Source organism: Streptomyces smaragdinus (assembly GCF_009604385.1).
Taxonomy (GTDB): Bacteria; Actinomycetota; Actinomycetes; order Streptomycetales; family Streptomycetaceae; genus Streptomyces; species Streptomyces smaragdinus.
In genome coordinates this window covers 200530-222721 of record NZ_WEGJ01000005.1, presented here as the reverse complement: position 1 = coordinate 222721, position 22192 = coordinate 200530, and the positions used below count along the sequence as shown (strand labels likewise).

Below are 22192 nucleotides of genomic sequence, written 5' to 3'. Positions count from 1 at the left end.
TCAACCCGCGAGGATGTCTTCGTCGTCGTTCATCCGCCTCAGCTCGCGGATGAGCAGCGCGACCCCGGTCGCCAGGGCGGCCGCGGCGATCACGGAGTCGAGCTGCCGCAGCTTGTCGTCGTCGATCCGGGCCTGCTTCATCTGCTTGGCGACGCGGACGGCGCCGAACAGCGTGGTCCCGATGGACAGATACGTACCGGCCTTGGACTTCTTGAAGTTTTTGGCCTTCGCGAGCTTGCTCACAGCGCCGGTGCCTCCTCGAGCAGGGGGTGACCCCACCGGGCGAGGTACGCGGCCTCGACCGCGGCGCCCACCGAGTAGAGCCGGTCGTCCTTCATGGCGGGGGCGATGATCTGCAGCCCCACCGGCAGGCCGTCCTCGGGCGCGAGGCCGCAGGGCAGCGACATGGCGGCGTTGCCCGCCAGGTTGGCCGGGATGGTGCACAGGTCGGCCAGGTACATCGCCATCGGGTCGTCGGCGCGCTCGCCGATCGGGAAGGCGGTGGTCGGGGTGGTCGGCGAGATCAGCACGTCGACCTGCTCGTACGCCTTCTCGAAGTCCCGCGTGATGAGGGTGCGGACCTTCTGCGCCGAGCCGTAGTACGCGTCGTAGTAGCCGGAGCTCAGCGCGTACGTGCCGAGCATGATCCGGCGCTTGACCTCGTCACCGAAGCCCGCCTCGCGGGTCAGGCTCGTGACCTCCTCGGCGGAGTGCGAGCCGTCGTCGCCGGTCCGCAGGCCGTAGCGCAGGCCGTCGAAGCGGGCGAGGTTGGAGGAGCACTCGGAGGGGGCGATCAGGTAGTACGCCGCCAGCGCCTTGGTGAACGACGGGCAGGACACCTCGACGACCTCGGCGCCGAGCTCCTTCAGCAGCTCCACGGCCTCGTCGAAGCGCTGCATCACACCGGCCTGGTAACCCTCGCCGCGGAACTCCTTGACGACGCCGATCCGCATCCCGGCGACCGACCCGCCCCGCGCAGCCTCGACGACCGGGGGGACGGGAGCGTCGATGGACGTGGAGTCCAGCGGGTCGTGGCCGCCCATCACCTCGTGCAGCAGCGCCGCGTCCAGGACCGTACGGGCGCAGGGACCGCCCTGGTCGAGGGAGGAGGAGAACGCCACCATGCCGTACCGCGACACCCCGCCGTACGTCGGCTTCACGCCGACCGTGCCGGTGACGGCGGCGGGCTGGCGGATCGAGCCGCCGGTGTCCGTGCCGATGGCCAGGGGGGCCATGAAACCGGCCAGCGCGGCGGAGGAACCGCCGCCGGAACCGCCGGGGATGCGGGTGAGGTCCCACGGGTTGCCGGTGGGGCCGTACGCGCTGTTCTCGGTGGAGGACCCCATGGCGAACTCGTCCATGTTGGTCTTGCCGAGGATGACGACGTCCGCGTCCTTCAGCCGCCTGGTCACCGTGGCGTCGTACGGCGGGAGCCAGCCCTCGAGGATCTTCGAGCCGACCGTCGTGGGCACGCCTTCGGTGGTGAAGATGTCCTTCAGGGCGAGCGGCACGCCGGCCAGCGGGCCGAGCGTCTCGCCGTTCGCGCGCTTCTCGTCGACCCGGCGGGCCTGGGCCAGAGCGCCCTCGCGGTCGATGTGCAGGAAGGCGTTGACCTTCTCGTTCACCGCGTCGATCCGGGCCAGATGGGCCTCGGTGACCTCGACGGCGGTGAGCTCGCCGGCGGCGATCCGCGCCGCGGTCTCGGCCGCGGTGAGCTTGATGATGTCGGTCATGTCGGTCACTCCTCCCCCAGGATCTGCGGCACCTTGAAGCGCTGCTGCTCCTGAGCGGGGGCGCCGGACAGCGCCTGCTCGGGCGTCAGGGACGGGCGGACCTCGTCCTGACGCATGACATTGGTCAGGGGCAGCGGGTGGGAGGTCGGCGGAACATCGGCGTCGGCGACATCGGACACGGCTGCGACCGCGCCGATGATGTCGTCGAGCTGGCCGGCGAAATGGTCCAGCTCCGCGGAGCTCAGCTCCAGTCGCGCCAGCTTCGCCAGGTGCGCGACCTCCTCGCGCGTGATGCCAGGCATCGGCTTCCTCACGGGGTGGGTGTGTGGTTTCGCCCCAATCCTATGGGGCGGCCCGCGGTGCACCGAACCGGATTGGGTTCCCCGGCCCGAAGGACCCTGGTCGTCCGCCGGGGACTGGGACAGTATGGGCTCCGGAAGGGTGCACGCCGGGGACGCTCGGGGAGGGGTGGCTGTGGAGCCCGCGGTGCGGGGTGAGCCGCCGGCCGACGGTGAGCTGCGGCGGCGGCTGGTGTACGGCGACGAGGCCGCGCTGCGCGAGGTGTACGACGCGCACGGGGGACTCGTCCGGCGCGTCGCGCTGCGGGTCACGCGGTCGCTGCCGGGGGCGGAGGAGGTCGCCCAGGAGGTGTTCGCCCATCTGTGGGAACGCCCGTACGCCTTCGACCCGGACCGGGGGGCGCTGCGCACCTGGCTGTCGATGCTGGCCCACCGGCGCGCCGTCGACTGGGTGCGCGGCGAGGAGAAGCAGCGGCGGGCGGTGCAGCGTTCCGTACCGCAGCCCGAACCCGATCCGGCGCCCGGCCCGGCGGAGGCGGCCGTGGCGGCGGAGCAGCGGCTGCTGCTGCACTCGGCGCTGGCGCGGTTACCGGCGGCGCAGCGCGAGGTGGTGCATCTGGCGTACTTCGCCGGGCACAGCTACCGGCAGACGGCGCGGGAGCTCGGGATACCCGAGGGGACCGCGAAGACCCGGCTGCGGGCGGCGCTGCGGACGCTCGCCGAGCGGCTGGACGAGCGGGACGACCCCGACCGGGAGGGTTCACGGCCCCGCGGCGGGCGGCATGCTGAGGAGAGGGACCCGCGCCGGTCCAATCCGGGGAGCGGGCGGGGTCCGAATCCGGGGGGCACGGGGCGCGCCGGCCCGGAAGGAGGGGCCCGATGACCGGGGAGCACGACGCGGTACGGGAACTGCTGGGCGCCTGGGCGCTGGACGCGCTGCTTCCCGGCGAGGAGGAGCGGGTGCTGGGGCATCTCGCCGGGTGCGCTCTGTGCGCGGGTGAGGCGGAGTCCCTGCGGGAAGTGGCGGGGGTGCTGGGGGCGGCTCCCCTTTCGGCTCCGGCTTCGCCCTCGGCCGGCGGGGTGCTGGCGGCGGCGCTGCGGCGGCGGCCGGCGGCCGGGTCCGGTACGGCCGCGCATGCCGCGCCGTACGCCGCGGTGACGGCGGGGCTGGACGCGCTGCTGCGTGAGGTGGACGCGCGGGGGGTGTGGCGGACGCCGGTGCGGTACGGGTGGGACGTGCAGGGGATGGTGGCTCATCTGCTGGCCGCGGACGAGCCGTTGCGGCTGGCGGTCGGCGGGGAGGCCCCGGTGTCCTCGTCGTGGCGGGAGGACTGGGAGGCCAGGACGGCGTCGGTCGTCGCGTACGAGTCCGGCTTCGCGCCCGCCGAGACGTGGGGCCGGTGGCGGGAGCAGGTCCGGGGGCTGCTGGAGTCGGCTCCGGGGCGGGACGCGGGGGCGGCGGCGCGGGCGGTGACGCTGCTGGGGATGCCGCTGCCGCTGGCCGAGCATTTCGTCGTGCGGGCGTTCGAGTGCTGGATCCATACCGATGACATCGGGCAGGCGGTGGGTCTGCCCGTACCGCCGCCGCCGGACGCGCATCTGCGGACGCTGACGGAGCTGGGGCTGCGGCTGCTGACGGCCGCGTTCGCCGGGAACCCGGCGCCGGTGCGGCTGACGGTGGCGGGGCACGCGCCGACGGTGCTGGGCGCGTCCGAGGGGGCGGTGCGGGCGGACGTGGCGATGGATCCGGTCGGTTTCTGTCTGCTGATCGGGGACCGGGTCACGCCGGGGCGGGTGTCGTGGACGGCCTCGGGCGACGAGGCGGTGGCGGCCGACGTGCTGCGGCAGGCGCAGACGCTGGCGTGGCTGTGAAGCCCTAGACGGGTGACCCCGTGCCCTCCGGCGCCGGCGGGAGCGCGGGGGTGCCGCGGGTCACGCCCGCCTCGCGGGCACGCAGCCAGGCCGTCGTCTCCTCCGGCGGCATGGCTGCGGAGACGAGCCAGCCCTGGACGGCGTCGCAGCGCATGTCGCGCAGCCGCTCCCAGGTCTCGTCGTCCTCCACGCCCTCCGCCACGACGCGCAGCCCCAGCGAGTGCGCCAGGTCCACCGTGCAGCGCACGATCTCGGCGTCCTCGTCGTCGATGGCCAGCCGCGCCACGAAGGACCGGTCGATCTTCAGCTCGCTGACCGGCAGCCGGCGCAGATGCACCAGCGACGAGTAGCCCGTGCCGAAGTCGTCCAGCGACATCTTCACCCCGTGGCCGGACAGTCCGGCCAGGGTGTCCGCCGCGCGCTGCGGGTCCTCCAGCAGCACGTGTTCCGTTATCTCCAGCTGCAGCGACCCCGGCGGCACCTTGTGCCGGGCCAGCCGGGCCGCCACCGCCCCGGCGAAGCCGGGCGTGTGCACGTCGCGCGGGGAGACGTTGACCGCGACCGGTACGTGCAGGCCCGCCGCGCGCCAGGCCGCGACCTGGCCGAGGGCGGTCTCCAGCACGTACTCCGTGAGGACCGGCATCAGCCCGGACGTCTCGGCGATCGCGATGAACTCCTCCGGCGAGACCCGGCCGCGCTCCGGATGCTCCCAGCGCACCAGCGCCTCGAGCCCGACGACCGTGCCGTCGAAGCCGACCTTCGGCTGGTAGTGCAGCTCGATGTCGTGGGTCTGCAGCGCCCGCCGCAGATCGCCGAGGAGGCCGAGGCGGTCGGGGGTGTTGGCGTCGCGCCGCGCCTCGTACACCTCGACGCCGCTGCGGTCGCGCTTGGCCTGGTACATGGCGACGTCCGCCCGGCGCAGCAGCCCCTCGGTCTCCAGCGCGTGCTCGGGGAACACCGCCACGCCGGCGCTGGCCTCCAGCACCAGCGTCAGCCCGTCCAGGTCCAGCGGCGAGCCGAGGGCCGCGACGAGCTCGCGGGCGACGCGCTGGGCGGCCGTGGTGGAGTCGACGACCGGCAGCAGCACCGCGAACTCGTCCCCGCCCAGCCGCGCGGCCTCGGCGCCGTGCGGCAGCGCCAGCCGCAGCCGGTCGGCGATCTGCAGCAGCAGCCGGTCGCCGGCGAGGTGGCCGAGCGTGTCGTTGACCGCGCGGAAGCGGTCGAGGTCGATCAGCAGCAGCGAGGACCGCTTGCCCAGCTGCTCGGCGTGGTCCAGCGCCACCCGGGTGCGCTCCAGCAGCCACTGCCGGTTGGGCAGGCCCGTCAGCGGGTCGCGCAGCTGCTCCTCGGCCCGGGCGCGGGCGATCCACAGGGTCGAGTCCAGGGCGATGAGCGGCACGGCGAAGAGCGGCAGCAGCATGGGCGTGTCGTCGGCGACGACCACGATCAGCGGCGCGATCCCGAGCAGCGCGATGCCGACCAGGCCCTGGCGCTTCATCGCGGTGCGGGCCAGGACGCTCTGGAACCGCAGCTTGGCCGGCTGCGGGGCGAGGGCCTGCCAGAGCAGCACCCGGGTGGTGACGATGTAGACGAGGGCGGCGGCGACGACCTCGGGCACGGCGGACAGCTGCCAGGTGTCCGGCCGCCAGGGGTGCTCGACCGTCGGGTGCTCGCCGAACGCCAGCAGGGTGAGCGCGGCGGCGGCCAGCCCGATCACGTCGATCGAGCCGTGGGCGAGGGCCTGGCGCCACCGGTGCCGGCGGGCGGCGCCGACCAGGACGACCACGACCAGGCTGATGAACATCGCCGGCAGCCAGCCGTAGAGCAGTAACGTCGCCAGGGTGAGCGCGGCGCCGGAGCCCGTCCCGCCCCACCAGCGGTCGCGGCCGAGGGCGACCAGATGTCCGACGATGACCGCCGTGAGCACCGCGAGGGACCAGCCGGCCGTCTTCTCGGGGAAGAGGGCGTGCCCGTTGTCCACGGACGTGTACAGTCCGGCCGCGAGGACGATCGCCGCCGTCAGCTGGACCGCCAGGGGCACCAGGAACCGGCGCAGCCGCGCCGCCCGTTCGGCGGTGTCGCTCGCGGCGCCGGCGTCCGGGGGGAGTTCCCCGGGAAGTCGCACCATCCCCAACCCTCTCACAGCCAGATGTACGCACGAGCGCACACCACTTCCTCAACAGTAGGCCGCAAAAAGCCGTCGCGGGCGGCGATCGCCTTCGGTCGCCCGATAACCCCCCAGGTGTCCCATCCGATCCGTTCCGGGTGCCTGCTTCCCAGTACTACTCCGTAACTTCCCCGGCGTCGTCCCCGGCGAGCGCCGCCTCCCGCGCCGCGTCCGGTCCCTCGGACAGCAGTACGGCGAAGCCGTCGTCGTCGAGCACGGGCACCTTCAGCTGCACCGCCTTGTCGTGCTTGGACCCCGGGTTCTCACCGACGACCACGAAGTCGGTCTTCTTGGACACGGAACCGGTCACCTTCGCACCGCGGCGCTGCAGGGCCTCCTTCGCGCCGTCACGGGTGTGCGACTGGAGGGTGCCCGTCACGACGACGGTGAGTCCCGCGAGCGGACGCGGGCCCTCCTCCTCGCCGGCCTCGTCCTCCATCCGGACACCGGCCGCACGCCATTTGGCGACGATCTCCCGGTGCCAGTCCTCGGTGAACCACTGGATGAGGGAGGCCGCGATGATCGGCCCGACGCCCTCGGTCGCGGCCAGCTCCTCCTCGCTCGCCTGCTCGATCCGCTCCAGCGAGCGGAACTCGCGGGCCAGCGCCTCGGCGGCGACGGGGCCGACGTGGCGGATCGACAGACCGGTGAGGATCCGGGCCAGCGGGGCCTCCTTGGCGGCCTGGATGAACTCCAGCATGGACAGGGCGTTCTTCTTGGGCTCGCCCTGCTGGTTGGCGAACACGGAGACGATCTTCGGCTCGCCGGTGGCCGGGTCCTGCTTGGGCAGGCCGGAGTCCTTGTCGCGGACGTACGCCCTGATGGGCAGCAGCTGCTCCATGGTGAGGTCGAAGAGGTCGCCCTCGTTCTTCAGCACCGGGTCGGACGGCTCCAGCGGCTGGGCGAGCGCGGTGGCCGTGACATAGCCGAAGTGGTCGATGTCCAGGGACTTGCGGCCGGCCAGATAGTAGAGCCGCTCGCGCAGCTGCGCCGGGCAGCCCTCGGCGTTCGGGCAGCGCAGGTCGATGTCGCCCTCCTTCATCGGCTGGAGGGCCGTCCCGCACTCGGGGCATTCCGCGGGCATCACGAACGCCCGCTCCGTACCGTCCCGCAGGTCCGCCACCGGGCCGAGGATCTCCGGGATCACGTCGCCGGCCTTGCGCAGCACGATCGTGTCGCCGATGAGCACGCCCTTGGCCCTGACCACGTCCTGGTTGTGCAGCGTCGCGAACTCGACCTCCGAACCCGCCACCTTCACCGGCTCCAGCACCGCCTGCGGGGTGGCCCGGCCCGTACGCCCGATGCCGACGCGGATGTCCACCAGCCTGGTGTTGACCTCCTCCGGCGGGAACTTCCAGGCCATCGCCCAGCGCGGGGCGCGGGACGTGGATCCGAGGCGGCCCTGGAGGGGGATCTCGTCGAGCTTGATCACGACGCCGTCGATCTCGTGCTCCATGTCGTGCCGGTGCTCGCCGACCCAGGTGATGAACTCGCGCACCTCGGTCATGTCCGCGCAGACCCTGTTGTGCCTGGCCGTGGGCAGGCCCCAGCCCTTGAGCAGGTCGTACGCCTCGGAGAGCCGGTCGATGGTCGTGCCGCGCAGCTCGCCGAGGCCGTGCACCACCATCCGCAGCGGTCGGCTCGCCGTGACCTTCGGGTCCTTCTGGCGCAGGGAGCCCGCGGCGGCGTTGCGCGGGTTGGCGAAGGGGGCCTTCTCCTGGGCCACCAGGGAGGCGTTCAGCTCCTCGAACTTGTCCGCGGGGAAGTAGACCTCGCCGCGGATCTCGACGAGCTCCGGGACGTGCTCCCCCGTGAGCCGGTGCGGGATGTCCTTCAGGGTGCGGACGTTGGCCGTGATGTCCTCGCCCGTGCGGCCGTCACCGCGCGTCGCGCCGCGGACCAGGCGGCCGTCCTCGTACGTGAGGTCGACCGCGAGGCCGTCGACCTTCAGCTCGCACAGGAACCGGTGGTCGATGCCGGTCAGCTCCCGCTCCAGGCGGTCGGCCCAGGTGTCCAGCTCCTCGTCCGTGAAGGCGTTGTCCAGGGACAGCATGCGCTGCGGGTGCTGGACGGAGGCGAACTCCGTCTCGTACGCCCCCGCCACCTTCTGCGTCGGCGAGTCCGGGGTGCGCAGCTCGGGATTGGCCTCCTCCAGCGCCTCCAGCTCCCGCAGCATCCGGTCGAACTCGGCGTCCGTGACGATCGGCGTCGTCACGTAGTACCGGAAGCGGTGCTCCTCGACCTGCTCGGCCAGCAGCCGGTGCTTCTCCCGTGCCTCGGCGTTCGCACTCACAAGGGCCTCCCGTATCGGCTGGATCTCACTCAGGGTCATCGACAAGCGTCCGCGCGGCCCGGGCGCAGTGGGCGAGCGCCCGCCGGGCATACCCGGGCGAGGCCCCCGCCAGTCCGCACGCCGGGGTGATCACCACGGAGTCCGCGAGGGTCCCCGGCGACAGCCCCAGCCTGCGCCACAACGTCCTGACACCCCCGACGCTACCGCCCGGGTCTGACATTCCGCCCCCCTGCCGGTCCGTGCCGGGCACCACACCGGCGAACAGCGCCGCCCCGCCCTCCACGGCCTCCCCGATCGCGTCGTCCTGACGCTCCGTGAGCAAGGAGAAGTCGAGTGACACCCCGGTCGCCCCGGCCCGCCGCAGCAGCGCCACCGGCACCTCCGGCGCACACGAGTGCACGACCACCGGCACCCCCGCCGCGTCGATCAGCGCCCGCAGCGCCCCCTCGACCACCGCCCGGTCCACCGCCCGGTACGTCCGGTAGCCGCTCGCCGTCTTCACGGTGCCGCGCAGCACGGCGGTGACCGACGGCTCGTCCAGCTGCAGCACCGGCTCCGCCCCCGGCACCCGCCGCCGCAGCTCGGCCAGATGCTCCCGTACGCCCTCCGCCAGCGACGCGGCGAGGTCCCGGCAGGCGCCGGGGTCGCGCAGGGCGGCCTCGCCCCCGTGCAGCTCCAGCGCGGCGGCGAGCGTCCACGGGCCGACGACCTGCGTCTTCAGCGGCCCGGTGTAGCCCTGGGTGAACTCCTCCAGCGCGTCCAGGTCCTCCCCCAGCCAGGCCCGCGCGCGCTTGGTGTCGCGCCCCGGCCGGTCGCCGATCCGCCAGCCGCTGGGCTCGACGCGGGCGTAGATGTCCGCCAGCATCCCGGCGGTCCGCCCGATCATGTCGGCCCCCGGCCCCCGCGCGGGCAGCTCCGCGAGGAAGGGGAAGCCCTCCAGCTCACCGGTCACCGTGCGCGCCGTCTCGCGCGCGTCCCCGCCGGGCATCGACCCGATACCCGTCGCGGCGCCGCGCCTCCAGCCGAAACTCTTCTGCGTACTCACCGTTGAAGCCTACGAGGGGGAGGTGGTCCGGCCATGCAGGGGGACGCACAATCGTGCCGGGGCCGGCGGCGCTGGGCGGTGGCCGCGCTGGTGCTGGTCCTCGCGGGGGCGGGCTTCGCGGCGTACGAGCACCGGACGCGGTTCCACGAGTCGGTGTCCGGCCCGTACGGCGCCTTCCCCGCCCCGTTCGGTTCCGGTGCTCCGTCGGCGCCGTCGAGGGTGGTGCGGATCACGGACGCGAGCGCGGGGACGGTCGTGGGCGGGCTCAGCGTGCATCCGCTCGAGGACCGGGTCCTCGCGCGCTCGCGCAAGCAGGGGGTCATGACGCGGGACGTGCGCACCGGGAAGGTGTTCTGGGTGTACGAACGCTCGGGCACGAGGGTCGTCGGGACGGCGACGGGTGACGACTACGTCGTCCAGTGGTGGGACGACGGTCTGCTGATCGCCGTCGATCTGCGGACGGGGCGGCCCCGCTGGCGTGTTCACACGACGGGTCAGGGGCCACAGTCGGAAGGGCTCTCCGTGCACGGCGGCCGTATCCTCGCCGTCGCGGCCACGGGGATGGCGGCGTACGACGCCAAGGACGGCACCCTGTTGTGGGGTCGTCGGCTGCCGAAGGGCTGCCAGGTCTCCGGCCGCTTCAGCCTTGCCGTGGGGGACGTCGACACGCTGAACGTCGAGTACTGCACACGCCGCCAGACGGTGTGGGGCCTCGACGGGAGGACGGGAGTCGTCCGATGGCGACTCCCCTACGCCGACCACCACACCCTCGCCGTCGTGGACGACCACACACTCGCCTGGGGAATCGACGTCCCCGCCGTCGCGGATGTGTCCGGCGCCCGTCCCCGGATCCGCGAGCTCCCCCGTACCGAGCTGAACACGCTCTACTCCCAGGGCGTGGCCGCCGGCGGTACGGGGCTGATCGCCTCCGTCGGATCGCTCGGTGAGGCGGACGACGTGGACGCCCGCCTCATCGTGCGCGACCCGCACGACTTGAGGCTGCGCTGGTCGCGGAAGGCTGCCGCCGGACGGCGCTTCGGCGATCCGGTCGTCGCCGGGGGACGGGTGTACGTGGTGGAACAGCCGCCGGTCGACCTCCTGGGTGACGACTCGGCACTCCCCGGCCCCGCCGACCTGCTCGTCCTCGACGCGTCGAGCGGTGCCCTCCGGCACCGTCGGCGACTGCCGCACTTCCCGTCGCCGTCGTTGTGGGACAACACCCTGGTGGTCTGGTCCGCGGACGACGGCGTCGTCACCCTCCGCTGGCACAGGACCGCCGGGTCGTACACGGAGCGGCTGCTCGTCCTCGCCGCCCCGAAGTGACCCCCGCCCTCAAGCCCCCGGCCGTACCGTAAGGTCCTTGATCTCGGCGTCCCGCGGAAGATCGATCGCCAGCAGAATCGTCGTCGCCACCGACTCCGGATCGATCCACTTCGCGGCGTCGTACTCCTTGCCCTCCTGCCGATGCACCTTCTCCTGCATCGGCGTCGCCGTCCGCCCCGGGTAGACCGTCGTCACCCGCAGCCCGTTCGGCTTCTCCTCCCACCGCAGCGAGTCGGCGAGCGCCTTCAGCCCGTGCTTCGAGGCCGCGTACGCCCCCCACTCGGCGTGCGCGTCGAGCCCGGCGCCGGAGTTCACGAACACCACGTGTCCGCGCGCCAGCCGCAGCTGCGGCAGCACGAGGCGGGTGAGCTCCGCGGGGCCGACGAGGTTCGCGGCGAGCTGGTCGTTCCAGATCTTCGGCGTGAGCTCGCCGATCGTGCCGAGCTCGACCACACCGGCCACCTGCAGCAGCGAGTCGAGCCGCTCCGGCAGCGCCTGGTGGCCGAAGGCCCACGACAGCCGCTCCGGCTCCGCGAGGTCGCCGACGACCGTCCGCGCGCCCGGGAAGGCGGCCGCGAGCTCCTTGGCCCGCCCCGCGTCGCGGGCGAGGAGCCAGAGCTCGTCGCCGCGCGCCAGCAGCCTGCGGGCGACCGCCGCGCCGATTCCGGATCCCGCGCCAGTGATCAGATGCGTTGCCATACGGGCCATCCTGTCACCCGGGCGGGGGGAATCGACCGGCGGCCCCGGGTGGTTTCCCACGTATGGGAACCCACACCATCACCGTCGAACCGTCCGCCGCCCACGTCCGCGTCGTCCGCGACGGCCGGGTGCTCGCCGAGAGCCGCCGCCCGCTGCTGCTGCGCGAGACGGGCTGTCCGGACCGCTACTACCTGCCGCCCGAGGACGTCCGCACCGAGCTGCTGGAGCCGTCCGCGAGCAGCACGCACTGCCCGTTCAAGGGCGACGCCTCGTACTGGTCGCTGCCGGGCGCCCCCGACCTCGTCTGGGCGTATCTGGAGCCGAAGGAGGAAGTGGCCGCGATCAAGGGCCACTTCTGCTTCTACGACACCGAGCTCGCCGGCTGAGCCGGCGCCGTCGCCCGCTCGGTGGCCGCGATGGTCGCCGAGCCCACGACGCGCGTCCCGTCGTACAGGACGACCGCCTGCCCCGGCGCGACGCCCCGTACCGGCTCGGCGAAGGCGACGCGCAGCTCGTCCTGCCCGACCGGCTCGGCCGTGACGGCCGTCTCGCCGCCGTGCGCCCGCAGCTGGGCGGTGTACGTGCCGGGGCCGGCCGGGGCCGTACCGCACCAGCGGGGGCGGACGGCCGTGAGGCCGACGACGTCGAGGGCGGCGGCGGGGCCGACGGTGACGGTGTTGTCGACGGGGGAGATGTCCAGTACGTAGCGGGGCCTTCCGTCGCCCGCCGGGTCGCCGAGGCGCAGGCCCTTGCGCTGGCCGATGGTGAAGCCGTACGCGCCGGAGTGGGTGCCGAGCTTCGTGCCGTCCTGGTCGACGATGTCGCCCTCGGCGGTGCCCAGCCGCTTGGCGAGGAAGCCCTGGGTGTCGCCGTCGGCGATGAAGCAGATGTCGTGGCTGTCGGGCTTCTTCGCGACGAACAGCCCGCGCGCGGCGGCCTCCTCGCGGATCTGCTCCTTGGTCGTCCGGGTGTCGCCGAGGGGGAAGAGGGCGTGCGCGAGCTGGCGGTCGTCGAGGACGCCGAGAACGTACGACTGGTCCTTGGCCATGTCGGCGGCGCGGTGCAGCTCGCGGGAGCCGTCGGGGCGGGTGACGACCTGGGCGTAGTGGCCGGTGCACACGGCGTCGAAGCCGAGCGCGAGGGCCTTGTCGAGCAGCGCGGCGAACTTGATCTTCTCGTTGCAGCGCAGACACGGGTTCGGGGTGCGGCCGGCCGCGTACTCGGCGACGAAGTCCTCGACGACGTCCTCGCGGAAGCGCTCGGCGAGGTCCCAGACGTAGAACGGGATACCGATCACGTCGGCGGCGCGGCGGGCGTCGTGGGAGTCCTCGATGGTGCAGCAGCCGCGGGCTCCGGTGCGGAAGGACTTCGGGTTCGCGGACAGCGCGAGATGGACGCCGGTCACGTCGTGTCCGGCCTCGGCGGCGCGGGCGGCGGCAACGGCGGAGTCGACCCCGCCGGACATGGCGGCGAGGACCTTCAGGGGGCGCGCAAGGGTCTCAGACATAACCCCTCCAGGGTACGGGTCAGACGGCGCGCACCAGTTTCATGTACCGGTCCCAGTCCCAGTGCGGGCCGGGGTCGGTGTGGTCGGTACCCGGTATCTCGGCGTGGCCGACGATGTGCTCGCGGTCGCGGGGCAGGTCGTAGCGGCGGCAGATGTCGGCGGTGAGGCGGGCGGACGCGCGGTACATGGCGGCGGTGAACCAGCGTGGCCGGTCGACGAAGCCCTCGTGCTCGATGCCGATGCTGCGCTCGTTGTAGAGCCGGTTTCCGGCGTGGTACGCGACGTCCAGCTCGCGGACCATCTGCTCGACGTGGCCGTCGCGGGAGCGGACGACGTAGTGCGTGGCGGCCCGGTGGCCGGGGTCGCGGAAGACCTTGAGGGTGGTGGCCCAGGAGCCCTGGGTGACATGGATCACGACGCGGTCGATCTCGTAGTCGGCGGGCCGGTCGGCGCGGCGCCAGTTCGCGTCGGAGGCGCCGGTCCAGCGGGCGGCGGGGTAGTCGAGCTCGCCGGGCTTACGGGGCTTGTCGTTGCCCGGGATCCGCCACCACAGCCGGCTGATCGCCTCCCGCTGCGCGAGCCCGACGACGCCCAGCCCGACGACGCCGCCGCCGATGATCAGAGCACGGCGGCTGATCCCCCCGCCCGGTTCTTTCTCCACGCCGGGAAGAACGCGATCCGCCTGCTCACGGTTCCGCGCGGCCTACGTGAGACCCGCCGCCCGCGCCCGCTCCACCGCCGGACCCAGCGCCGCCTCGAGGGCGTCGACCTCCGCCTTCGTCGACGTGTGGCCGAGGGAGAAGCGCAGGGTGCCGCGCGCCAGGTCGGGGTCCACGCCGGAGGCGAGCAGGACGTGCGAGGGCTGGGCGACGCCGGCGGTGCAGGCGGAGCCCGTGGAGCACTGGACCCCGGCGGCGTCCAGGAGCAGCAGCAGGGAGTCGCCCTCGCAGCCGGGGAAGGCGAAGTGGGCGTTGGCGGGGAGCCGGTCGACGGGGTCGCCGCCCAGCACGGCGTCCGGGACGACCGACCGTACGACGGAGATCACCCGGTCCCGCAGCGCGCCCACGTCCCGGGCGAAGTCCGCGCGCCCGGCGACGGCCAGGTCCGCGGCCACCGCGAAGGCGGCGATCGCGGGGACGTCGAGGGTGCCGGAGCGCACGTCGCGCTCCTGCCCGCCGCCGTGCAGCAGCGGCACGGGGGCGTAGTCGCGGCCCAGCAGCAGGGCGCCGATGCCGTACGGCCCGCCGATCTTGTGCCCGGTGACGGTCATCGCCGCCAGCCCCGAGGCGCCGAAGTCGACGTCGAGCTGGCCCACCGCCTGCACCGCGTCGGCGTGCATCGGGATGCCGTGCTCCGCCGCGACGGCCGCGAGCCCGGCGACCGGCATCACGGTGCCGGTCTCGTTGTTGGCCCACATCACGGTGACCAGGGCGACGTCCCCCGGCTCGCGCTCGATCGCCGCGCGCAGCACCTCGGGCAGGACCCGCCCGTACGCGTCGACCGCCAGCCACTCCACCGTCGCGCCCGCGTGGTCGGCGAGCCACTGCACGGCGTCCAGCACGGCGTGGTGCTCCACGGGGCTGGCCAGCACCCGGACGCGCCGGGGGTCGGCGTCGTGGCGGGCCCAGTACAGGCCCTTGACGGCGAGGTTGTCGGACTCGGTGCCGCCGCCGGTGAAGACCACCTCGCTGGGCCGGGCGCCGAGGGCCGCCGCCAGCTTCTCCCGCCCCTCCTCGACCGTGCGCCGGGCGCGCCGGCCGGCGGCGTGCAGGGAGGACGCGTTGCCGGTGACGGTGAGCTGCGCCGTCATCGCCTCCACCGCCTCGGGAAGCATCGGCGTCGTGGCGGCGTGGTCGAAGTAGGCACCCTGATCCATGGTGGCTCCGATTCTACGGCCGGGGGGTGGGGCCCCTCTCGGACGCCCCGCGGCACCGCCCGTGCGGCGCCCGGTTCCTTGGAACGGACTCGAGGGGCGGGCGATTCCCCCCGGTGTGTGGCCGTGCGCCCCGGTCAGGGCGTTTCCCGGCCATTACCGGTGGGCAAGGTTTGTCACTGTGCTGACCTCATCCCACGGCTATCCCACGGTGGACGATCTGCTGGACGGAGCCAGGGAGGTGGTGGTCGGACATCCCGGGGTGAGCACGCTTCGTACCCTCGGCCGCACGCGTGGCGGGGAGCCGCTGACGCTGCTGACGGTGGGCGACGCGGACGGGTCGGCGGGGCATGCCGTGGTGGTCGGCGGGCCGCACGCCAACGAGCCGGTGGGCGGGGCGACGGCGCTGCATCTGGCCGCGCTGCTGGCCGGCGACCCGGCGCTGCGGCACGGGCTGGCCTGGCACTTCCTGCTGTGCCTGGACCCGGAGGGGTCCCGGCTGAACGAGGGCTGGCTGACGGATCCGGGGGATCCGGCGGACTACTTCCGGGGGATGTACCGCCCGGTGACGGAGCGCCAGCCGGAGTGGCTGCCACAGGCGGGGGCGGAGCCGCTGCCCGAGACGGCGGCGCTCGTCGGGGTGCTGGACGAGCTGCGTCCAGTGGCCCAGTTCTCCCTGCACGCCAACGATGTCGGCGGGACGTGGGTGCAGACGACGGCGGATCTGCCGGGGCTGTCCGCGCGGTTCGCGAAGGTGGCGGCGGAGCTGGACGTTCCGCTGGAGACGGCGCCGTTCGACGCGTTCCACATGCCGTCCCCGGCGCCGGGGATCTTCGTGATGCCGGGTCCGGGGCCGGAGAGCGAGGGGCGGCCGCTGAACGACCTCTCCGCCCGGTCGACCTGGTTCCATCCCGTCCGGTACGGCACGGTGACGGTGCTCGTCGAGGCCCCGCAGTGGACGGTGCCGGAGATCGCGGACGACACTCCGCTCGACGATCCGCAGGCGGCGGTGGACTGGCTGGTGGCCGGGATGCGGGCCCGTACGACCCGGCTCGCGGAGCTGTTCGAGCGGGCGCGACCCTGGCTGGATCCGGTCCCCGGGCGGCTGCAGGCCTCCGCCCGCTGGGTGATCGACGGCTGCTTCTCCATCGCCGACGAGTGGCACGCGGGCCTGGGCAGCCGCGCCGGCCGCGCCCGCCTCGCCCGCTCCGCCGGCAGCACCGCCGCGCTGCGGATGATCGCCCAGCGGCTGCCGCTGCGGGGCGCCGGCATGCTGGCCCGCTCCCTGGCCGGCCGCAGGGGCGCCGAGGGGGCGCGGCGGGCGGTGCTGGCGCAGCTCGACGCCTGGTACACGGAGTTCGAGGCGGAGCACAAACCGCGCTGGCTCCCGGTACGGGACCAGGTCGAGCTCCAGTCCCAGGCGGTGCTGTCGGCGGCGGCGGAGCTCACCGGCGACCGCTGACCCTCACCCCTCCCCCACGGCGGTCGACCGCCGCTGCCAGGCCCGCGGCGCCCGCCAGTGGTACCGCATGGCCGCCAGCCGCAGCACGAACGCCAGCGCCGCCGCCCCGCCCGCGGTGACCCCGGTCAGCTCCCCCGCGTGGATGAGCAGCGCCACGGCCCCCGCCCCCACGATGGCCGGCACCGCGTACAGATCGCGGTCCCAGCGCAGGAGTTGCGGCGGATCACCGGCGAGGATGTCGCGCAGCACGCCGCCGCCGGCCGCGGTGGCCAGGCCCAGGGCGCCGGACGCGGTCAGGCCCAGTCCGTACTCGTACGCCTTCGTGGTGCCGACGACGCAGAACAGGCCGAGTCCGGCGGCGTCGAAGAAGTTGACCGCCTTGTTGATCCGCTCCACCTCGGGGTGCAGGAAGAACACCAGCAGCGTGGCGACGAGCGGGGTGAGGAAGTAGCCGAGGTCCGCGAAGGCGGCCGGGGGGACGGCGCCGATCACCACGTCGCGGAAGAGCCCGCCGCCCAGCGCGGTCGCCTCGGCCAGGACGGCCATGCCGAAGACGTCGAGGTTCTTGCGGACGCCGAGCAGTGCCCCGGACAGGGCGAAGACGAAGATGCCGGCGAGGTCCAGCCAGTGCTGCACCGAGGCGTTGAACAGTTCGAATGCGAGTGCCACCCGATCATTTGTACCGGTATGGCTGCGGGCCCGGTCCACCGGCACACCTGCCGCGCGGGCGGAAGGTGTGCCGGTGGGAGGCTCAGTCGATCGTCTTGATCTCCGCGGCATCGGCCGCACTCGCGAGCACCGCGTCCTCGGGGACCTGGTCCTCGGCGTTCTCCGGGTGGTGGCAGGCGACGCGCCGGCCGGGCTTGAGCTCCAGCAGCGGCGGCTCCTGCGTCTTGCAGACCTCCGTGGCCTTCCAGCAGCGGGTGTGGAACCGGCAGCCGGTGGGCGGGGAGATCGGCGAGGGCACGTCGCCCTTGAGGAAGATGCGCTCGCGCTCCTGCCGGCGCCGCGGGTCGGGCACCGGCACGGCGGACAGCAGCGCCTTGGTGTACGGGTGCATGGGCGCCTCGTACAGGCTCTTGCGGTCCGACAGCTCGACGATCTTGCCGAGGTACATCACGGCGATCCGGTCCGACACGTGCCGGACGACGGACAGGTCGTGCGCGATGATCACGTAGGTGAGGCCGAACTCCTGCTGGAGGTCGTCCAGCAGATTCACCACCTGCGCCTGGATGGACACGTCGAGCGCGGAGACCGGCTCGTCGGCGACGATCATCTTCGGCTTGAGCGCGAGGGCCCGGGCGATGCCGATGCGCTGGCGCTGGCCGCCGGAGAACTCGTGCGGATAGCGGTTGTAGTGCTCGGGGTTGAGGCCCACGGTCTCCAGCAGCCGCTGGACCTCGTTCTTGATCCCGCCGGACGGGTTGATGCCCTGGAGCTTGAACGGGGCGCCGACGATGGCGCCGACCGTGTGCCGGGGGTTCAGCGAGGAGTACGGGTCCTGGAAGATCATCTGGACGTCGCGGCGCAGCGGCCGCATCTTCGACGTGCCGAGATGGGTGATGTCGACACCCTCGAACTCGATCCGCCCGGCGGTCGGTTCGAGCAGCCGGGTGATGAGCCGCCCCATCGTCGACTTGCCGCAGCCGGACTCACCGACGACGCCCAGGGTCTCCCCCGGGAACACGTCGAAGTCCAGCCCGTCCACCGCCTGCACGGCGCCGACCTGCCGCTTGAGCACGCCCTTGGTGATCGGGAAGTGCTTGACCAGCCCCTGCACCCGCAGCAGCGGCGCACCGTCCTCCCGCGCGGGAGTGCTCTGCGCGGGAACCTTCACCGGGTCGGCCGGCACGGCATCGCTCTTCACAGCCTCGCCCTTCACAGCTTCGGCGCAATCTCTTCGGTCCAGATCCGGCCGCGCTGCTCGTCGGTGAGATGGCAGGCGGACAGATGCCGCTCGGCCACCTCCCGCAGCTCCGGCCGCTCCGTCTGACTGCGGCCGCCGGTCTCGCCGGCGTACGGGCAGCGCGGGTGGAACGCGCAGCCGGACGGCACGTTGATGAGGCTGGGCGGGGTGCCCTTGACCGGGATCAGCCGCTCGGTCTGCTCGCGGTCGATACGCGGCATCGAGCCGAGCAGACCCCAGGTGTAGGGGTGCTGGGGCTCGTAGAAGACCTTCTCGGCGGTGCCGCGCTCGACGCATCTGCCGCCGTACATCACCAGGATCTGGTCGGCCAGTTCGGCGACCACGCCCAGGTCGTGGGTGATGACGATGACGGCGGAGCCGAACTCCTTCTGCAGATCGCGGATCAGGTCCAGGATCTGCGCCTGGACGGTCACGTCCAGCGCGGTGGTCGGCTCGTCGGCGATGAGCAGCTCGGGGTTGTTGACCAGCGACATCGCGATCATCGCGCGCTGGCGCATACCGCCGGAGAACTCGTGCGGGTAGCTGTCGACGCGCTTGTCGGGCTGCGGGATGCCGACGCGGTCGAGCATCTCGATCGCGCGCCGGCGCGCCGTCTTCTTGTCCACCGGGTGGTGGATCCGGTACGCCTCCACGATCTGCTGGCCGATCGTGTAGTACGGGTGCAGGGCCGACAGCGGGTCCTGGAAGATCATGGAGATCTCCCGGCCGCGCAGCTTGCGCACGTCGTCCGGCGGGGCGGAGAGCAGTTCGGTGCCGTTCAGCCAGATCTCGCCGGAGATCCGGGCCTTGTTGCGGCCGTACTGCCCGACGGTGTGCAGGCCCATGATGCCCAGCGACGTCACGGACTTGCCGGAGCCGGACTCGCCCACGATGCCGAGGGTCTCGCCCTTCTCCAGCTTGAACGACAGTCCGTCCACCGACTTGACCAGGCCGTCGTCGGTGGGGAAGTGGATCCGCAGGTCGCGTACGTCCAGGAAGCCCTCGGCGCCGTCGCGCACCGGTTCGCCGACGGCGGCGCCGGTCTTCGTCAGGTCGGGTGTCATGCGAGCCTCACTCGGGGGTCGATCACGGCGTACATCAGGTCCACGATGAGGTTCGCGACGACCACCGACGCGGCGGTGATCAGTGTGACGCCGACGATGATGGGCAGGTCGCGCTCGCCGATCGATCTGATCGCGGCCTGGCCCAGACCCTGCAGGTTGAACGTGGTCTCGGTGAGGATCGCGCCGCCGATGAGGGCGCCGAGGTCCATGCCGAGGATGGTGAGGATCGGCGTCATCGTGGAGCGCATGGCGTGCTTGCCGATGACGACGGGCTCCTTCAGGCCCTTGGCCCGGGCGGTACGGATGTAGTCCTCGCCCAGCACCTCGAGCATGGTGGCCCGGGTGAGCCGCGCGTACATCGCGGCGTACAGGAAGGCGAGGGTCACCCAGGGCAGCACCAAGCCCTCGAGCCAGCCCGTGAAGCTGTCCTCGATCGGCACGTACGTGGCGTCGAACCACTCGAGTTTGTAGTGGAAGATCGCCAGCGCGACGACGCCGGTGAAGTAGATGGGGAGCGAGACGCCGGCCAGGGCGACGCCCATGGCCGAACGGTCGACGACCGTGCCCCGGCGCAGGGCGGAGACGACACCCGTGGTGATACCGCCCAGCAGCCACAGGACGCAGGCGCCCGCGGCGAGGCTGAGGGTGACCGGGATGCGGTCGAGGAGGATCGGCCAGACCGCCTGCTCCGTACGGAACGAGTAGCCGAAGCACGGCGCGGCGCAGTGCGTCGTCTCGCCGCCGCTCGTGTAGTCGCGGCCGACGACGATGCCCCGGACGAACTCCCAGAACTGGACCAGAATCGGGTCGTCCAGACCCATCTTCTGCCGGATGCCCTCGATGGCCGCGGGGTCCGCCTGCTTGCCGACGTACATCGTCGCGGGGTCGGTACCGACCATCTTGGGGATCAGGAAGAAGATACCGAAGGTCACCAGGGTGACGACCATCAGCATCAGTACGACGGCGAACAGCCGTCGGATGAGGTATGCGAGCACTGCAGTCGGCCCGGCGGCGGCCCGGGGAGTTCATCCCCGGGCCGTCGCACGCGGCCATCACCTGCCCTTCGTGCCTGGCGGCGGGTGGCGCCGTGGGGCGTACGGGTTTACTTCACAACGCCCAGGGAGGCGTAGTCGTAGCGGCCGTTGTAGGAGTCGGCCGTGTAGACGTTGGTCAGCCGCGAGGAGCGCCAGATCAGGTTCTTCTCCTGGGTAAAGGGCAGATAGACCGCGGAGTCCGAGACCTTCTCGTTCATCTGCTTGTAGAAGCCGGAGGCCTCCTCGGGCGTCTTCGCGGCGATCGCGTCGTCGAAGAGCTTGTTGATGGCGGGGTCGTCCGTCATCGAGAAGTTGTTGTTGCCGGAGTCCAGGATGAAGCGGCCGTCGACCAGCGGCTGGGAGAAGCCCTGCCCGGTCGGGAAGTCCGCGCCCCAGCCCATGATGATGATGCCGTAGTTCTTCTTCCGGACGTTGGCGGGAGCGCCGATGATGCCGGAGGTCTGGGCGCCGTCGTACTGGTCGATCTGGGCGTCGATGCCGATCTTCTTCAGCGAGGCCTGGAGGGACTCGGCCGTGGCGACCTCGAGCGGCTTGTTGTTGCGGACCGCGATGGTGGTCTTGAAGCCGTTGGGCTTGCCGCAGGACTTCAGGTACTCCTTGGCCTTGGCCACGTCACCGTTCGGGTTCTTGTTGAACTCGTACGGGTCGTACGCCGGGTCCGCGCCGCCGATCGCGGGCGGCAGCATGTTGGTGGCGATGTCGCCGCCGGCCTGCGGGCCGCCCCGGGCGGTCTGCAGCGACTTGTGGTCGGCGCCGACCACCACGGCCTTGCGGCAGTCGATGTTGTCGAACGGCTTGACGTCGGTCGGCATGACCGCGTACCGGATGAAGCCGGTCTGCGGGTTGTCGACGTTGGCCCGGTTCTTCGGGTTCAGCGCCTCGGCGCGGGCGGCCTGGCCGATGCCGGTCGCGTTCAGGTCGACGTCGTACTCACCGGCGATCAGGCGCTTGTCCATGTCGTCGGCGTTGGTGGTCAGCGTGACGGAGATGGTGTCCGGCAGCGCCTTGCGCACGTCGTCGGTGGCCGCGTCCCAGTTGGGGTTGCGGGACAGCTGGGCACCCTTGGTGGGCGTGTAGCTGTCCACCTTGTACGGGCCGTTGGAGAACGGCTTGAGGGTGTACTTCTCCTTGGTGTCCTTGTCCTGGCGCACCGGGGTGGCCGACGGCATCGCCAGCATCTGCTCGAAGTCCGCGTTCGGCTTCGGGAGCTTGAAGATGATGGTCTTGTCGTCGGGCGTCTCGATCGCCTTCAGGCCCAGCTTGTCCGGCGCGGTGTCCTTGTAGGGACCCTTGTACTTGCCGTCGGGGTCGAGGACCTGCATCAGGTAGACCGGACCGCCGGAGAGGACGTCCTGCGCCCAGATGCGCTCGATGCCGTACTTGACGTCCTTGGAGGTGACGGGCTTGCCGTCCTCCCACTTCACGCCGTCCTTCAGCGTGTACTTGTACGTCTTGCCGTCCGCGGAGACCTCGGCCCGCGCGGTCGCCATGTCCGGGACGAGCTCGGTGCTCTCCTTGCCGGGCACCGGCTTGGGGGTGACCAGCTGGCGGGTGTAGTAGCGGGCGAAGTCCCACATGAAGCCGTAGTAGCCGCGCTGCGGGTCGAGGAAGTCGAAGTCCTGCGAGCCGATGAACTTCAGCTCGCCGCCCTTCTTCGTCGAGGCGTTGAGAACCTTGCCGACGGCGCCGTTGAACTCGATCTTGCCGTTGGCCGAGTTCTTCTTGCCCGAGTCGTCCGAGCTGTCGTCGCCACCACCGCATGCTGCGGTCGAGAGCAGCGCCGCGACTATGACGGCCGACGCGGCTGCCTTGCGGCGCCTTCCTGAGCGATGGGTTGTCACGATGTCGCAACCTCCGTGGTAGACGCGAACCCGGGAGCGGGCCGCCTGTTTTG

Annotated in this window: 20 protein-coding genes; 5 read left to right on the top strand and 15 right to left on the bottom strand. The window is 72.3% G+C overall.

Going from position 1 to position 22192, the window contains the following annotated elements:
• Genes SRB5_RS11420 through gatC form a run of 3 tightly spaced genes read right to left on the bottom strand, consistent with a single transcriptional unit; the run spans position 1 to position 2035 of the window.
• A complete protein-coding gene (locus tag SRB5_RS11420; RefSeq protein ID WP_323377725.1) occupies positions 1-243 on the bottom strand; it encodes a hypothetical protein in 243 nt (80 codons plus the stop codon).
• Positions 240-1733 carry an Asp-tRNA(Asn)/Glu-tRNA(Gln) amidotransferase subunit GatA gene (gene gatA, locus SRB5_RS11415; RefSeq protein ID WP_153451505.1) on the bottom strand — a complete coding sequence of 498 codons (1494 nt, stop codon included), beginning with the start codon at positions 1731-1733 and terminating at the stop codon, positions 240-242. The genes SRB5_RS11420 and gatA overlap by 4 nt, the downstream gene beginning before the upstream one ends.
• A gap of 5 nt (positions 1734-1738) precedes the next feature.
• On the bottom strand, positions 1739-2035 hold the full coding sequence (gatC, locus tag SRB5_RS11410) for an Asp-tRNA(Asn)/Glu-tRNA(Gln) amidotransferase subunit GatC (RefSeq protein ID WP_153451503.1): 297 nt from the start codon (positions 2033-2035) through the stop codon (positions 1739-1741).
• Between the two features lie 166 nt (positions 2036-2201).
• Between gatC and SRB5_RS11405 the strand changes: the two genes are divergently transcribed.
• Together SRB5_RS11405 and SRB5_RS11400 are read left to right on the top strand one after the other, a co-directional pair.
• Entirely contained in the window at positions 2202-2915 is a 714-nt protein-coding gene (locus tag SRB5_RS11405; protein WP_407703903.1) for an RNA polymerase sigma factor, read from the top strand.
• The gene (locus SRB5_RS11400; protein ID WP_153451500.1) at positions 2912-3904 is read left to right on the top strand and encodes a maleylpyruvate isomerase N-terminal domain-containing protein; all 993 of its coding nucleotides are present in this window, start codon (positions 2912-2914) and stop codon (positions 3902-3904) included. Before SRB5_RS11405 ends, SRB5_RS11400 begins: the two co-directional genes overlap by 4 nt.
• Before the next feature lie 4 nt (positions 3905-3908).
• Here SRB5_RS11400 and SRB5_RS11395 read toward each other — a convergent pair whose 3' ends face one another.
• The 3 genes from SRB5_RS11395 to SRB5_RS11385 all read right to left on the bottom strand — a co-directional run bounded on the left by SRB5_RS11395 (position 3909) and on the right by SRB5_RS11385 (position 9409).
• Positions 3909-6032 carry a putative bifunctional diguanylate cyclase/phosphodiesterase gene (locus SRB5_RS11395; RefSeq protein WP_153451498.1) on the bottom strand — a complete coding sequence of 708 codons (2124 nt, stop codon included), beginning with the start codon at positions 6030-6032 and terminating at the stop codon, positions 3909-3911.
• 154 nt (positions 6033-6186) lie between these two features.
• On the bottom strand, positions 6187-8403 hold the full coding sequence (gene ligA, locus SRB5_RS11390; protein ID WP_153451497.1) for an NAD-dependent DNA ligase LigA: 2217 nt from the start codon (positions 8401-8403) through the stop codon (positions 6187-6189).
• Positions 8390-9409, bottom strand: coding sequence for a methionine synthase (locus SRB5_RS11385; RefSeq protein ID WP_323377724.1), 1020 nt, complete (start codon positions 9407-9409; stop codon positions 8390-8392). Before SRB5_RS11385 ends, ligA begins: the two co-directional genes overlap by 14 nt.
• Positions 9410-9442: 33 nt before the next feature.
• Between SRB5_RS11385 and SRB5_RS11380 the strand changes: the two genes are divergently transcribed.
• Complete coding sequence (locus SRB5_RS11380; RefSeq protein WP_153451495.1) at positions 9443-10732, top strand: outer membrane protein assembly factor BamB family protein; 1290 nt, start codon at positions 9443-9445, stop codon at positions 10730-10732.
• A gap of 9 nt (positions 10733-10741) precedes the next feature.
• On the opposite strand, the gene SRB5_RS11375 is transcribed toward SRB5_RS11380, so the two are convergent.
• Positions 10742-11431 (bottom strand): SDR family oxidoreductase, encoded by a 690-nt coding sequence (locus tag SRB5_RS11375; protein WP_153451493.1) that lies wholly within the window; start codon positions 11429-11431, stop codon positions 10742-10744.
• Between the two features lie 62 nt (positions 11432-11493).
• On the opposite strand from SRB5_RS11375, the gene SRB5_RS11370 reads away from it, so the two are divergent.
• Positions 11494-11817, top strand: a complete 324-nt coding sequence (locus tag SRB5_RS11370) for a DUF427 domain-containing protein (protein WP_153451491.1) — start codon at positions 11494-11496, stop codon at positions 11815-11817.
• On the opposite strand, the gene mnmA is transcribed toward SRB5_RS11370, so the two are convergent.
• The 3 genes from mnmA to SRB5_RS11355 are packed head-to-tail and all read right to left on the bottom strand — an operon-like array spanning position 11793 to position 14814.
• The gene (mnmA, locus tag SRB5_RS11365) at positions 11793-12938 is read right to left on the bottom strand and encodes a tRNA 2-thiouridine(34) synthase MnmA (protein WP_153451490.1); all 1146 of its coding nucleotides are present in this window, start codon (positions 12936-12938) and stop codon (positions 11793-11795) included. The two genes, SRB5_RS11370 and mnmA, sit on opposite strands and share 25 nt — an antisense overlap.
• Positions 12939-12957: 19 nt before the next feature.
• Positions 12958-13599, bottom strand: a complete 642-nt coding sequence (locus tag SRB5_RS11360) for an N-acetylmuramoyl-L-alanine amidase (RefSeq protein ID WP_323377723.1) — start codon at positions 13597-13599, stop codon at positions 12958-12960.
• Between the two features lie 42 nt (positions 13600-13641).
• The gene (locus tag SRB5_RS11355; protein WP_153451488.1) at positions 13642-14814 is read right to left on the bottom strand and encodes a cysteine desulfurase family protein; all 1173 of its coding nucleotides are present in this window, start codon (positions 14812-14814) and stop codon (positions 13642-13644) included.
• 178 nt (positions 14815-14992) lie between these two features.
• Here SRB5_RS11355 and SRB5_RS11350 point away from each other — a divergent pair, with 178 nt between their 5' ends.
• A complete protein-coding gene (locus SRB5_RS11350) occupies positions 14993-16273 on the top strand; it encodes a M14 family zinc carboxypeptidase (protein ID WP_194292899.1) in 1281 nt (426 codons plus the stop codon).
• 3 nt (positions 16274-16276) lie between these two features.
• Here SRB5_RS11350 and SRB5_RS11345 read toward each other — a convergent pair whose 3' ends face one another.
• The 5 genes from SRB5_RS11345 to SRB5_RS11325 form a co-directional block, all read right to left on the bottom strand.
• On the bottom strand, positions 16277-16942 hold the full coding sequence (locus SRB5_RS11345) for a trimeric intracellular cation channel family protein (RefSeq protein ID WP_323377722.1): 666 nt from the start codon (positions 16940-16942) through the stop codon (positions 16277-16279).
• Positions 16943-17024: 82 nt separating this feature from the next.
• Positions 17025-18125 carry an ABC transporter ATP-binding protein gene (locus SRB5_RS11340; protein WP_407703906.1) on the bottom strand — a complete coding sequence of 367 codons (1101 nt, stop codon included), beginning with the start codon at positions 18123-18125 and terminating at the stop codon, positions 17025-17027.
• A gap of 26 nt (positions 18126-18151) precedes the next feature.
• Positions 18152-19243, bottom strand: coding sequence for an ABC transporter ATP-binding protein (locus tag SRB5_RS11335; RefSeq protein WP_153451483.1), 1092 nt, complete (start codon positions 19241-19243; stop codon positions 18152-18154).
• Positions 19240-20238, bottom strand: coding sequence for an ABC transporter permease (locus SRB5_RS11330; protein WP_323377720.1), 999 nt, complete (start codon positions 20236-20238; stop codon positions 19240-19242). The genes SRB5_RS11335 and SRB5_RS11330 overlap by 4 nt, the downstream gene beginning before the upstream one ends.
• A gap of 107 nt (positions 20239-20345) precedes the next feature.
• Positions 20346-22139, bottom strand: coding sequence for an ABC transporter substrate-binding protein (locus SRB5_RS11325; RefSeq protein WP_323377719.1), 1794 nt, complete (start codon positions 22137-22139; stop codon positions 20346-20348).
• Positions 22140-22192 lie beyond the last annotated feature (53 nt).

Bases quoted from the DNA above. Each gene is read 5' to 3' on its own strand.
- gatA (WP_153451505.1), bottom strand. From the start codon at position 1,733: ATGACCGACATCATCAAGCTCACCGCGGCCGAGACCGCGGCGCGGATC.
- gatC (WP_153451503.1), bottom strand. From the start codon at position 2,035: ATGCCTGGCATCACGCGCGAGGAGGTCGCGCACCTGGCGAAGCTGGCG.
- SRB5_RS11400 (WP_153451500.1), top strand. From the start codon at position 2,912: ATGACCGGGGAGCACGACGCGGTACGGGAACTGCTGGGCGCCTGGGCG.
- SRB5_RS11395 (WP_153451498.1), bottom strand. From the start codon at position 6,032: ATGGTGCGACTTCCCGGGGAACTCCCCCCGGACGCCGGCGCCGCGAGC.
- ligA (WP_153451497.1), bottom strand. From the start codon at position 8,403: ATGACCCTGAGTGAGATCCAGCCGATACGGGAGGCCCTTGTGAGTGCG.
- SRB5_RS11380 (WP_153451495.1), top strand. From the start codon at position 9,443: ATGCAGGGGGACGCACAATCGTGCCGGGGCCGGCGGCGCTGGGCGGTG.
- SRB5_RS11375 (WP_153451493.1), bottom strand. From the start codon at position 11,431: ATGGCAACGCATCTGATCACTGGCGCGGGATCCGGAATCGGCGCGGCG.
- SRB5_RS11370 (WP_153451491.1), top strand. From the start codon at position 11,494: ATGGGAACCCACACCATCACCGTCGAACCGTCCGCCGCCCACGTCCGC.
- mnmA (WP_153451490.1), bottom strand. From the start codon at position 12,938: ATGTCTGAGACCCTTGCGCGCCCCCTGAAGGTCCTCGCCGCCATGTCC.
- SRB5_RS11355 (WP_153451488.1), bottom strand. From the start codon at position 14,814: ATGGATCAGGGTGCCTACTTCGACCACGCCGCCACGACGCCGATGCTT.
- SRB5_RS11335 (WP_153451483.1), bottom strand. From the start codon at position 19,243: ATGACACCCGACCTGACGAAGACCGGCGCCGCCGTCGGCGAACCGGTG.